9 protein-coding genes are annotated in these 12295 nt (G+C 54.6%); 6 read left to right on the top strand and 3 right to left on the bottom strand.

All coding sequences use genetic code 11. From position 1 onward, the window contains the following. Positions 1-47: 47 nt before the first annotated feature. The 3 genes from VN12_RS22750 to VN12_RS26890 form a co-directional block, all read right to left on the bottom strand. Entirely contained in the window at positions 48-263 is a 216-nt protein-coding gene (locus VN12_RS22750) for a hypothetical protein (RefSeq protein ID WP_146678960.1), read from the bottom strand. 105 nt (positions 264-368) lie between these two features. Then, positions 369-2258 (bottom strand): glutamine--fructose-6-phosphate transaminase (isomerizing), encoded by a 1890-nt coding sequence (gene glmS, locus VN12_RS22745; RefSeq protein WP_146678957.1) that lies wholly within the window; start codon positions 2256-2258, stop codon positions 369-371. 206 nt (positions 2259-2464) lie between these two features. Further along, on the bottom strand, positions 2465-2629 hold the full coding sequence (locus VN12_RS26890) for a SlyX family protein (RefSeq protein WP_409994290.1): 165 nt from the start codon (positions 2627-2629) through the stop codon (positions 2465-2467). A 475-nt stretch (positions 2630-3104) separates the two neighbouring features. On the opposite strand from VN12_RS26890, the gene VN12_RS22735 reads away from it, so the two are divergent. From VN12_RS22735 to VN12_RS22710, 6 genes are all read left to right on the top strand, one after another. Next, positions 3105-4736, top strand: coding sequence for a polyamine aminopropyltransferase (locus tag VN12_RS22735; protein ID WP_168164594.1), 1632 nt, complete (start codon positions 3105-3107; stop codon positions 4734-4736). Beyond that, positions 4733-7264 carry an excinuclease ABC subunit UvrA gene (locus VN12_RS22730; RefSeq protein WP_146678950.1) on the top strand — a complete coding sequence of 844 codons (2532 nt, stop codon included), beginning with the start codon at positions 4733-4735 and terminating at the stop codon, positions 7262-7264. Before VN12_RS22735 ends, VN12_RS22730 begins: the two co-directional genes overlap by 4 nt. A 133-nt stretch (positions 7265-7397) precedes the next feature. After that, positions 7398-8954: a glutamate racemase gene (locus VN12_RS22725; RefSeq protein WP_146678948.1), complete on the top strand. Its 1557-nt coding sequence runs from the start codon at positions 7398-7400 to the stop codon at positions 8952-8954. Positions 8955-9098: 144 nt separating this feature from the next. Beyond that, positions 9099-9596 (top strand): 5-(carboxyamino)imidazole ribonucleotide mutase, encoded by a 498-nt coding sequence (gene purE / locus VN12_RS22720; protein ID WP_146680050.1) that lies wholly within the window; start codon positions 9099-9101, stop codon positions 9594-9596. Between the two features lie 81 nt (positions 9597-9677). Continuing rightward, the gene (locus VN12_RS22715) at positions 9678-10841 is read left to right on the top strand and encodes a 5-(carboxyamino)imidazole ribonucleotide synthase (RefSeq protein WP_146678947.1); all 1164 of its coding nucleotides are present in this window, start codon (positions 9678-9680) and stop codon (positions 10839-10841) included. 92 nt (positions 10842-10933) lie between these two features. Next, entirely contained in the window at positions 10934-12283 is a 1350-nt protein-coding gene (locus VN12_RS22710) for a tetratricopeptide repeat protein (RefSeq protein WP_146678945.1), read from the top strand. Positions 12284-12295: the final 12 nt, after the last annotated feature.

Here is a 12295-nt window from a genome sequence, read left to right as displayed (position 1 = left end):
AGTGGTGAGTAGAGAGTAGAGTGTGGGGAGCGGCGGATACGGGGGGGCTAGAAGGATTCGTTCTCGAGGGCTTGCAGGACTGGGTCGATCTTGGACTGGTTCGGGATGACTTGCGTCACGCTGACTTTCGATTTCTTAAGCTCTTCAATCTGAGCAGCCATGCGTTGAATAAGGGTTGCGATTTCGTTACCAGCCGCTTCACCTAAGTGGACGGTCAATGCTTTCCGAGCGCTGTAGGAGAGGCCGAGATCGTCTTTTTTCATGGTCTTGAGAGAATTGGGTTAGGGGCCGAAACCGGGGGGATAACGCCCGCCGGCTTATCAAGGGTGTGTGTGGTAACCGGGGCCAGGTGCCGGCGGTTGACGGGTTTATTCTACCGTAACGCTTTTGGCTAGGTTTCGAGGTTTGTCGACATCGCAGCCTCGGAAGACGGCGATGTGGTAGGCGAGCAATTGCAGAGGGATCGATGCGACGATCGGTTGCAGAAAATCCTCGGCGTAGGGAATTTCGATGTAGTCATCGACTAGCTTTTCCAATTGCGAGTCCATCTGATCTACGATGGCGATCACGGGCCCACGTCTTGCTTTAACCTCTTGGAGATTGCTCATCACTTTATCGTAGACGGTCGAACGGGACATGATGAAGACCGAGGGCGTGTGTTCATCGACCAAGGCAATCGGACCGTGTTTCATCTCCGCAGATGGGTAGCCTTCGGCGTGGATGTAGCTGATTTCCTTGAGTTTCAAGGCACCTTCGAGGGCAGTGGGAAAATTGTAGTTGCGTCCCAGGTACAGGAAATTGTTCGCCCCTTTGTATTTCTCGGCGATCTTTCGGACAGCGGCATCGCATCCGAGGGCATGTTCCACCAGGGTGGGGAGATTCTCCAGCTGATCGATAATGCGTTGGCCTGCTTCGTAGCTCAAATGTCGGAGACGACCGAAGTAGAGGGCTAGCATGCTGAGGACGCACAGTTGCGACGTGAAGGCTTTGGTGGAGGCGACTCCAATTTCCGGGCCGGCGTGCAGGTAGATCCCTCCGTCGGCTTCTTGCGCGATACTGCTACCGATGACATTGCAAATGGCGAGGGTATGGTGACCTTTTCGTTTCATTTCTCGCAGGGCCGCGAGAGTGTCGGCGGTTTCACCGCTTTGGGTGATACCGAAGATGAGAGTGTCATGATCGACGGGAGGGTTACGGTACCGAAGCTCGCTGGCGTATTCGACTTCGACAGGAAGTCGAGCGAGTTCTTCGATGAGGTATTCCCCGACGAGAGCGGAGTGCCAACTTGTTCCGCAGGCGGTGAGAATCAGACGATTCACGCTGCGAAGTTGCGAGGGGGTGAGGTTGAGGCCACCGAACTTAGCTGTTGCGTTCTCGCGGTCGAGTCGACCACGCATGGCATTGCGGAGCGAGTTGGGTTGCTCGTAGATTTCTTTGAGCATGTAGTGGGCAAACCCGTCGGTAGTGACGTCTTGCGAGCGTTCCTCCAGAACGCGTACTTCTGGTCTCACGCGGCCTTGGTCTTTGTGGACGACTTGGATGGAATCGTGGGTCACGACGGCGAGTTGGTGATCAGCCAGGTATATGATGCGTTCGGTGTGACCGACGAGGGGAGAGGTATCGCTCGCAATGAATTGTTCCCCTTTCCCGACTCCGAGAACGAGCGGGCTGCCGCAGCGCGCTGCGACGAGGAGATCGGGACGATCGCGGAACATGACGACGAGTCCGTAGGTGCCACGGAGTTGGGCGATCGTCTCGCGGACGGCTTCTACATAGACAGCGTTCGGTCCTGTCGCGATGGTTGTGAACGACGGGTTGGTCGGGGAATCGAGAAGATCTTTCAAGCGATCGGCGACGAGGTGGGAGATGACTTCGGTATCGGTGGCCGATTGGAAGACGTAGCCTTTCTCGATGAGAGTTTCTTTGAGCTGTTGGTAGTTTTCAATCACTCCATTGTGAACAACAGCAACGATTCCTCGTCCACCTAAATGCGGATGAGCGTTTTCGGTCGTAGCGGGACCGTGGGTAGCCCAACGGGTGTGCCCGATGCCAATACTTCCGACGATGGGTGATTTGTCGATTTGCTCCGCGAGCCGATCGATGCGCCCGACAGATCGAGAGAGTTGGAACCCGTTGGCTTGGGGGGGCAAGGTTGCGATCCCTGCGCTGTCGTAGCCACGGTATTCGAGCCTGCGGAGGCCGGAGAGCAAGAAAGGGGTTGCTTCTTTTCTACCAACGTATGCGACGATACCACACATGGGACGAGACCAAGGATCAGAGTGCTGGGGGAAGAGTCAATGCGGAGGCGGCGCAGGAGCGCAGCACCCCACATCACATGAGGGAGCCTAGGTTACTGATCTATGGTAATGGATTGGCTGGCGAAGCAACTTCCTGAATTTGGGGGAGCTGGAGCGTTTTTAACCGAAATGGCGGCAAAACTGGTACAGAAGGATGCTGCATGGGATCAATAGTGGGGGGGGCGGTCGTCGGCGAGGGTGCGTGGGGAGCGATCGGATTCGAGGAGCGATTGATAGCCAACATCGAGGCGCAGGAAGTGGTTTCGGAGGGCGTCGAGTTCGGTTTGTTGGCGAAAGACCACTTTATTGAGTTCTTCGTAGAGTTTTTGCATATGGGCAATGAGGAACTCGAGGTGTTCGATGCGCTGAGTGTTGTCGATTGTCATGAAGATGGTTTCGGAAGTCGAGGAGTATGGGTGGCTGATGGTTGTAGTTGGCCTGCTGCGTAAGTACGCCCGGGACTGACTGGCAGACGAATTGGAGGTCTCTTGGAAAGCGGGTCAAGGTCGCGGGAAGTAGATCTATGGCTGCCTGTTGAACGAAATCGGCTTTTGCAGGGAGACGTGTCGAGCCGGCGCAACGCCGGCGCACAGAGTATACCGGAAAGGGGAAAGCGATAAGAGAGCTCGCAAAGATCCAGCATGGCGGAAGCGGCAAGCCTTTCGAAGGTCTTGACGATGTGTCACACTATCGGCCTGCGTTTTCCTAGCCGTTGCACGCAGGGCATTTGTGCTGCCAACACGTATCCCAATGCACTGCGGGAAGACACGACCACCCAAAGAACGAAGTCTAGAAGGAGAGAATGGGTTGACCATAGATTCGTCCCCCCCCCATTTCGATGTTTCGCAAGATGGCAATCCAGAGAATGTTGAATTGCTGAGTTCCTCGCAAGCAGGGTGGCTATTGTTTTCGGTTCTTATTGTTGCGATGTGCGGGATCGCATATGAGTTGATTATCGCGGCCGTATCGAGCTATCTCTTGGGGAATAGTGTTGCGCAATTCTCGATCACCATTGGACTGTTCATGTTCTCGATGGGTATTGGGTCTTATTTGACGAAGTTCATCCAGAAGGACTTGGTGATTCGTTTTGTTCAGATCGAGATTGCCGTCGCGTTGGTAGGAGGATTTAGCGCCACGATACTGTTTTGTATCTTTCCTACCTTCGCGTTGTATCGCCCAACGATGTTTTTATTGATTGGAATCGTCGGTGCATTGGTAGGTTTAGAGATTCCTCTTCTCACGCGAATCTTAGCGAACGAGGAGGGTTTTTCTGAGTCATTAGCACATGTTCTTTCGTTGGATTACTTGGGGGCATTGATTGGTTCGGTCAGTTTTCCATTGGTGCTCTTGCCGAGTTTGGGGCTATTTCGGTCGTCGTTTGCCATCGGGTTGCTCAACATCGCCGTCGCTGCGATTGCATTGTGGGTGCTACGGCGTAGTCATCCTCAGTTGCGACCCTATCGATGGGGGACCCTCGCGGTCACGATGGGGTTGCTCGGAGGATTGTTTGCGTCGACTTGGTTGGCAAAATTCGCGGAGGGGCAACTCTTCGCCGACGAGATGATTTACAGCGAGCAGAGTCCTTACCAACGGATTGTGTTCACCAAGCATCCGAGAAACGGAGAGCTGCGACTGTACTTGGATGGCCATTTGCAGTTTGCGGCGTCCGACGAGCATCGCTATCACGAATCGCTGGTACATCCTGCGATGAGTTTGGGGGGAGTCCCCAAACGGGTGCTGATATTGGGGGGAGGAGATGGGTTAGCGATTCGGGAGGTATTCAAATATCCCGAGGTTGCGGAAATTGACTTGGTCGATATCGATCCCCAGATGACACGATTGGCTCGAGAGTTTGGTCCGCTCCGCAAGTTGAATGGGGATTCCTTGTTTGATCCTCGAGTGCGAGTCCACCATGTCGACGCTTTCAATTATGTGATGGATATGTCTCGGGCCAGGCACGAACGGCAGCCAAACGGGGATAGCGAAGACGAATTCGTTTACGACCGCATTTTGATTGACTTACCGGATCCCCACAGCGAGGTCCTCAATAAGCTCTATTCGCGGGAGTTTTATACGATGGTGTCCAACATTTTGGCGCAAGACGGGTGTCTGGTGACCCAGAGTGGTTCCCCGATTGTGACCCGCGAGGCATTTTGGTGTATTCGAAGGACATTGGAGGCCAGCAGGCTGCGGGTCACCCCTTACCGAACTTATTTGAATTCGTTCGGAGAGTGGGGGTTTCATTTGGCGGTGAAAGAGTCTGGATCGACTGACGTTAGTATGGCGGCCCTTCGCGACGTGCCGCTTCGCTATTTGAACGACGACATTTTTCGGAGTTCGCAGGTGTTCGCGAAGGATGATGGCCCCGTGGAGACTCCGGTCAACTCGTTGTTCGAGCCCAAGCTCTATATGCTCTATGAAATGGGTTTAAGTCGATGATTTCAGAAATTGAAATTCGCGGTGCGAGGACGCACAACCTGAAGGGAATCGATTTGGATATACCTCGCGGGAAGTTCGTGGTGATTACGGGCGTGAGCGGGAGTGGCAAGAGTTCGCTGGCGATCGACACGCTCTTCGCGGAAGGCCAGCGTCAGTACTTGGAGAGTTTGTCAAGTTATGCCCGTCAGTTTGTCGACCAGATGGAGCGGCCGGATGTGGATATTATTCGAGGTCTACAACCATCCCTTTGCATCGATCAGAAGCAGGGATCTTTGAGTCCGCGAAGCACCGTAGGGACCGTCACGGAGATTTATGATTACCTTCGATTGTTGATGGCTCGCGTTGCCATTCCTGCTTGCCATCAATGCGGCCGGCCGATCGAACGGCAATCCCCAAGCGATATTCTGCAGGCGGTTTTAAGGTTTCCCAGCGAGTGCAAATTGGTGTTGTTAGCGCCCATGGTATTGGGGCGCAAGGGTTCGCATGCCGACGTTTTCGATCGAATAAGCAAAGCGGGACTGGTGCGTGTCAAGGTGGATGGGACGTTCTACGAGATGGACGACTTGCCAACATTGGCGGTTCGAAAGGAGCACACAATCTCTGCTGTGGTCGACCGGATGGTGTTGAGGCCGGAGCAGTCGGATCGCATTCAGGAGGCGATGCTTCTCGCATTGCGATTGAGCAATGGTTTGATTGAGGTTCATGCAGAGACACGAGGGGATGGGCGAGCGACGGGAGAAACCTTGGAGCAGTTCTTTTCGACTCGATTTGCGTGTACGTCGTGTGGCATCAACTTGCTAGAGGTTGAGCCGCGCACTTTCAGCTTCAATAGTTCCTATGGGGCGTGTCCGGCGTGCGAAGGATTTGGCAGTCAAGATGGCGGCGATAGCATTTGCGACGTATGCCACGGCAGTCGATTGAAGAAAGAATCCCTGGCCATAAAGCTTGAGGGGATGTCGATTGCCGATCTGTCAGAAATGTCCTTGTCGCGAGCGGCTGATTGGTTTTCCTCCCTTTCCTTGGAAGGGAATCGGGGGGTGGTAGGTTCGCCCATTCGCAAGGAGATCGTCACGCGGATGCGGTTTTTGTGCGATGTGGGGCTTGGGTATCTCACGTTGGCCAGGAGTGCGTCGACGCTTAGTGGAGGAGAGTTGCAACGTGTGCGGTTGGCGACGAGTATTGGCACCGGGATGACGGGGGTCTGTTATGTCCTAGATGAGCCGTCGGTCGGATTGCATCCTCGGGACACGAGTTCGTTGATCGAATCGCTTCGGATGTTGCAGCAAAAAGGGAACTCAGTCATTGTCGTGGAGCATGACACAGACATGATGCGGGCTTCCGACTGGATTGTCGATTTTGGACCTGGTGCGGGGCATCGTGGCGGTCGCGTGGTTGGCGAGGGGAAACCGCAGCAATTCTTTCATCCATCGTCGGTAAAGGCCTTCCCTGAGTCCATCACGTCCAGGCACTTGGCAGGCGCTTTGTCACCCCCAGCTGCCATCGGGAGGGCGATCGACAGCCAGCATCCTTGTATCGGGTTAAAGGGCATCCGATTGCATAATGTGCAAGAGTTGGATGTGCATATACCGATTAGACGACTGGTGGGGGTATCCGGGGTAAGTGGTAGTGGAAAGAGCACGATCGTCCACGACACGTTAGCACCAGCGATGAAAGCGGTTTTGCAGGGAGAGTTGGAACTCCCGAATCACCTCGGCGCAATTTCTGGTTACGAGTCCATCGATAAAGTAATCGAGGTGGATCAATCTCCTATCGGAAGGTCCCCTCGGAGCATCCCCGCGACCTACTGCGGTTTTTGGGATGAAATCCGAAAGCTCTATGCGTCGACCAAGGATGCGAAGCAGCGAGGGTTTTTACCGGCCCATTTCAGTTTTAACTCTGGTAATGGCCGATGCGAAGTGTGCAGTGGGCAAGGTAGACAGAAGTTGGAAATGAATTTTCTGGCGGACGTTTACGTCCTTTGTCCTCGATGTCGCGGAAGCCGATTTCAACGAACGACACTGGCTGTGCGTTTCAAGGAAAAGTCGATCGCACAGGTTCTCGATCTATCTATTGAGGAAGCGTGCGAATTCTTCAGCGAGATTCCCAAGATCCATGCGCCGCTCGAGGCACTGTGCCAAGTGGGATTGGGTTATATGCCTCTCGGTCAACCTGCGACGACGATCAGCGGCGGCGAAGCGCAGAGAATCAAGTTAGCGACGGAGCTATCGCGTGCTGGAACAGGAAATACGTTGTACCTGCTCGATGAACCGACCTCGGGATTGCATACGGAGGATGTGCATCGTTTGATCGGAGTGCTCCAGACATTGGTCGACAAGGGTAATTCCGTGTTGGTCATTGAACATCACATGGATGTTTTGGGTGCGTGCGATTGGGTCATTGATATGGGACCAGACGCTGGGGTCGGCGGTGGGCAGATCGTTGGCAGCGGTCCGCCAGAGGCGATCGCGGCGAAGGAGACCCCGACAGGTAGGGCGCTTCGCGCTGCGAGAGAAAACGGCCGGGATTGACCGGTGGGATTGCGACGGACGAAATAACCACCCCTTCACGGGAGCGGTCGGAGTAGAATTGGGAACCAGTAGAATTGGGAATCAAAAGACGATTCAAAGGGGCTTATTCGCGTAGGACACAGAGGTAGTGGACATGTTTCGAGATCGGAACTTTCTTTCGGTGGGTTGGGTGGTGTTTTGCGTAGGGATCGTTTTGCCGGCTGGCGAGATCGTAGCGAAAGCCCCCGAGGATACGAAAGAAGCAGCCGCATTGCAGCGATTCATCGATCAGGTCCCTGATAGCGGTGGTAGTGGTAAGGACTATCGACTTTCGTTGGAAGACTTACGTCGTTCGCCTCATGAGAACCTACCCATTGGTGTGTTCGATTCGGGGATCGGTGGATTGACTGTTTTGGAAACCATTTTGCGACTGGACGCCTATGACAACAGGAGTGCGAAACCTGGAGCAGACGGCATCCCGGATTTTCAGAACGAGACGTTTATTTACTTGGGTGACCAAGCCAATATGCCATATGGGAATTATGAGAGCAGCGGACGCGAGCTCTTTCTTCGTGAGCTTATTCTGCGCGATGCGATGTTCTTGCTAGGGAATCGCTATTGGCCTTCAAGAGATGCGAGGGAGCCGAGCTTCGACAAACCTCCGGTGAAAGCGATTGTTATTGCATGCAACACCGCGACCGCATTTGGTCTCGATGATATTCGGGATGCGTTGCGTCGATGGGATTTGGATATACCGGTGATTGGAGTCGTAGAGGCGGGGGCGAACACGTTGGTACGGGAGCTTACCAGTGTCGAGTCTCCTGGGGCGGTTGCGGTGATGGCGACCGTGGGAACTTGTAGCAGTCAGGCGTATCCCAAAGCGATCGCGAGGATGGCGGGTCAAGCGGGAAAACGGGTACCGATTGTATGGCAGCAAGGGAGTGTTGGATTGGCAGGCGCCATTGAAGGCAATCCTTCCTTCGTCGTATCTCCGTCCCAGGCCGGCAACGAAGTGGAAGCCAAGCAGGCCGTGTATCAAGGGCCTGCGCCCGAGAGTGATTCGGCCCCTCTCCTTCGTGAGCTTGCCCCCGTCTACGACTTTGAGCCGACGGGAATCTTGTTTTCGAATCGGGAGCGGGGGAGTATGCGACTCAATTCCGTGAGCAATTACGTCAAGTACGATGTGGTGACGATGGTGGAGAACTATCGACGCACGGGGAGCGCATCACCTATTCACAGCGTCATCCTCGGCTGCACCCATTTTCCGTTTGAAGCGGAAGCGATCCGTGAGAATCTTCGGCGGCTACGAGACTGGAAGGGGGAGGATGGCACGTATCCCTACCGGTCGATTCTGGCTGAAGAAATTCGTTTGATTGATCCGGCGGAGTGGACCGCGAAGGAGTTGTTCGTCACTTTGAAGAGGACCGGAAGAAATGCAAAACGAGCGGGTTCGGATCGACCTCGGGTAGAAGGGATGTATTGGTCCGTACCATCCCCTTCGGTGCAGGAGCATTGCGACGCGCAGGGCAATTTATTGAGCGATTACAAATACGGAAGGCGGGTCGATGCCGAACGAGAGGAAGACACGCGGTTTGTTCCGCTCGCGCAAGGGGATTTGCCAAGTGCGTTGGCCCAGTTGCTGCAGGAAAAATGTTCGAATGTCTGGATGGAGTTGGGGCAACTTTCTGGGAAGAGCAACGGCAGGGAGTGAAAACCGGTATCGAAAGAACTGGTGCGGCTCAACAAAGTGGATATCAGGGAGTACAATCCCCGCAGGTTTGCGGTTGGGGCCGCATGGAATTCATGAGTCGTTAAAGGAAATCGCTTCAGGATGACGAATTCGCAATCGGTTTCAATTCAACCGCAGGTAGGGGTGATCATGGGCTCCCAATCCGATTGGAGCACCATGCAGGAGGCTTGCAAGATCCTGGATCAATTCGGAATATCGTATGAGGCGAGGGTGGTTTCGGCGCACCGGATGCCCCATGCGATGATCGAGTATGCGACTCATGCGCATGAGCGGGGAATCGAGGTGATCATCGCTGGAGCGGGAGGCGCAGCCCACCTGCCGGGGATGGTCGCATCATGTACTCCGCTGCCTGTTCTCGGAGTTCCCGTTCAGAGCAAGGCACTGAATGGGATTGATTCCCTGTTGAGCATCGTGCAGATGCCGGGGGGGATACCGGTCGCGACGCTTGCGATTGGCGTGGCGGGGGCGAAGAATGCTGGTTTGCTCGCCGCCAGGATACTTGGCGTGCGAGATGCGACATTGAGAGAAAAGATGTCCACGTTCCTACGCGACCAAACCGCGAGTGTGACGGAGAATCAGGTACTACCACCGATTACGCCTTGATGTTCGCGACAGATCGGGAGTGGTGTGCCTAAATGCATGGCGACTGCTACAGAGAGAACGCCATAAATCGAATGCAAAAGAATGGATAAAGATCACGTGCAAGTCATAGAGCCAGGAGCAACGCTGGGAGTATTTGGTGGAGGTCAGCTCGGGCGCATGTTCACCCATGCAGCTCAGAAGATGGGTTATCGCGTGGTTGTTTACACCGACGAGACCGATTCACCTGCGTCGCAAATCGCCAATGAGACCATCCAGGGTGATTACTTGGATCCCGTGGCTGTTCGTGAGTTTGCCGGGAAGGTCGATGTGATCACGTTGGAGTTTGAGAACATTGCACTGGAGGCGGTCGCGAGAGCATCCGAGATCGTGACGGTCCGCCCGGGCAGACAAGTGTTGGCGGTGGCGCAGCATCGAATTCGCGAGAAGTCCGCGTTATCGCAAGCTGGTTTCCCCGTCACGCCTTATTGTGAAATTCGTTCGCTCGCGGAGGCGGAAAGTGCGGCCAAGCAATTGGGATGGCCCATGGTTTGGAAGACCACCAGCTGGGGCTATGACGGCAAAGGGCAGAAGAAGGTTGCGACCCCAACCGAGGCCAAGGAAGCTTGGGAACTGTTAGGTCCAGAACCGGTGATTGCGGAGAAGTGGATACCGTATCGCGCCGAAGTTTCTGTATTGGTAGCTCGATCTCCGCGAGGAGAGGTTGCGGTCTACCCCACCTTCACCAACGCGCACGCGAATCACATTCTAGACGTGACGACTTGCCCGACCGAGGGAGAGCTGGTTCAGATCGAAAGCGAGGCACGGCGGATTGCATGTGGGGTAGCCGAATCGCTTGAACTGGAGGGTCTATTGTGTGTGGAGTTTTTCGTATCCGAGTCCTTCGGTTTGATGATCAATGAGATCGCACCACGTCCGCACAATTCCGGGCATTTGACCATGGAGGCTTGCCGGACGAGTCAGTTTGAGCAACAGGTACGGGCCGTCTGCAATTTGCCCCTGGGTGATACGTCGCTGATTCAACCCGCCGCGATGGTCAATCTCTTAGGAGATGTTTGGGGAGAGGGTTCTCCGCGGTTTGAAGAGGCGTTTGTGGAGTCGGCGAGCTATCTTCATTTGTATGGGAAAGAACAGGCCCGGGTGGGACGCAAGATGGGGCATTTGACCGTGCTCGATCAAACTGCCGAGGCGGCCAAGTCGCGTGCTTTTGCGATACGAGAACGGATGCGATATCGAGTAAAGGGTTAAGACGGAAGGCGAAGCTGCAACGTGATTGGTAAGCGTATGGGATAGGTAGTTTAGGTTACGAACGAAGCCCAAAATGGAACAAGGTGAATGCGATGCGTACAGGAACGATCCCTGCAAAGAAATGGTTTGTGTCATTGTTGTTTGCCTTGATTGGATGTTCTGTTGTTTCGGCGGACATCCTTTCGAACATCAAGACCGCAGACCCCAAGTTGGTAGGTGATTTTCATAGCACCTTGATCCAGTCCGCCTTGGATGAGGCCAAAGGGCGGCTCGCCCAGGGGGATGTGGCGGGCTGCAAGGAGCGGATTGCGAATATCACAGAGACCTACAAAGATCTTCCCCTCGCCGACTTGTTGATTGCGGGTTGGCTATTTGAGTTGAACCAACCAGTGCCCGCGAACCAGTTGATGCAACAGATCGGGTTTGAATATCCGACGCGTCAGGACACTTGCCTACAGTTGGCACGGTTGGCGATTACACAGGGGAGATTGTACGAAGCCAGTTTGCATGCCAGGATGGCCAGCGAGGCGGTGCCTCAATCGGAGTGGAGCGACGCTTACAAAGGTCATATGAAGGAGTTGCTTCAGGAAGTGAACGCAACGATTGAAGAGCGGCGCGGGAGGTGGGATGAGGCGAGAACTCGGTACAGCGAATTGCTGCAGTCCAATTCGAAATCGGTTGCAGCGCTGCAGGGGTTAGCGCGAGCGGCATTCTATTTAAAGGACTACAACGAAGCAGAGGGCAAGTTTCGCGCGCTGGAGCAGTTGCAACCGGGGATTGCACCTCCGACAGAGTTAGCGATGGCGGCCTTGTTTGAGGCGTCCCAGATGGTCACGGAAGCGGAGGAGTGGCTGCGAAAGGGAGCGGAGCGGGAAGGAGGGGATCTCATTCGTCGCGAGTATGCTCGGTTGCTATTGAGGCAGAATCGCGCCGAGGAGGCGAAGGCCGTCTTAACTAAGACCAAACCGAGCGAGGCGTTGAAGACCGATTTTGTGTTCCATGTCGCGCAAGCCGAGCAGATGCTGGGAAATTTTGCCGCTTCTCGTCCCCTTCTTGAAAAGCTTTGGGAACAGAATTCGGGCAATTTGCCCATCGCTAATCATTACGCCTGGGCATTGCTGGAAAGCGAGGAGGGAGCCGACAAGCAGAAAGGGCTTCAGTTGGCTGAGGTCAATGCGCAAAAGTTTGCATACTCGATTGAAGCGATCGCCACCTTGGGATGGGCATACGCCAAGTCGGGAGATGCACAAAAAGGTGAAGAATCCTTTAATCGTCCCACGGCTAACCGAAACTTGTCCCGCGACGCGGCTTATTTCTTGTACCGGATCAAACAGACTCTTGGGAAATCCGCGGAAGCAGAAAACGTCCGGAAGGGGCTTGAGACATCCAAGGGGGAGTTTTATTTCGCTACCCGATTTGCAGAGCAATCCAAACAACCTTAGCGGCATGACCGA

It is taken from the genome of Pirellula sp. SH-Sr6A (genome assembly GCF_001610875.1).
In the GTDB taxonomy this organism is placed as follows: domain Bacteria; phylum Planctomycetota; class Planctomycetia; order Pirellulales; family Pirellulaceae; genus JBKCUI01.
The sequence above is the reverse complement of the archived record's forward strand: the minus strand, read 5'-3'. Positions and strand labels throughout refer to the sequence as shown.

What these genes read in the sequence shown, in the direction of transcription:
- glmS (WP_146678957.1), bottom strand. Translation starts at nt 2,258, where the DNA reads ATGTGTGGTATCGTCGCATACGTTGGTAGAAAAGAAGCAACCCCTTTC.
- VN12_RS22715 (WP_146678947.1), top strand. Translation starts at nt 9,678, where the DNA reads ATGGATAAAGATCACGTGCAAGTCATAGAGCCAGGAGCAACGCTGGGA.
- VN12_RS22725 (WP_146678948.1), top strand. Translation starts at nt 7,398, where the DNA reads ATGTTTCGAGATCGGAACTTTCTTTCGGTGGGTTGGGTGGTGTTTTGC.
- VN12_RS22750 (WP_146678960.1), bottom strand. Translation starts at nt 263, where the DNA reads ATGAAAAAAGACGATCTCGGCCTCTCCTACAGCGCTCGGAAAGCATTG.
- VN12_RS22730 (WP_146678950.1), top strand. Translation starts at nt 4,733, where the DNA reads ATGATTTCAGAAATTGAAATTCGCGGTGCGAGGACGCACAACCTGAAG.
- VN12_RS26890 (WP_409994290.1), bottom strand. Translation starts at nt 2,629, where the DNA reads ATGCAAAAACTCTACGAAGAACTCAATAAAGTGGTCTTTCGCCAACAA.
- VN12_RS22710 (WP_146678945.1), top strand. Translation starts at nt 10,934, where the DNA reads ATGCGTACAGGAACGATCCCTGCAAAGAAATGGTTTGTGTCATTGTTG.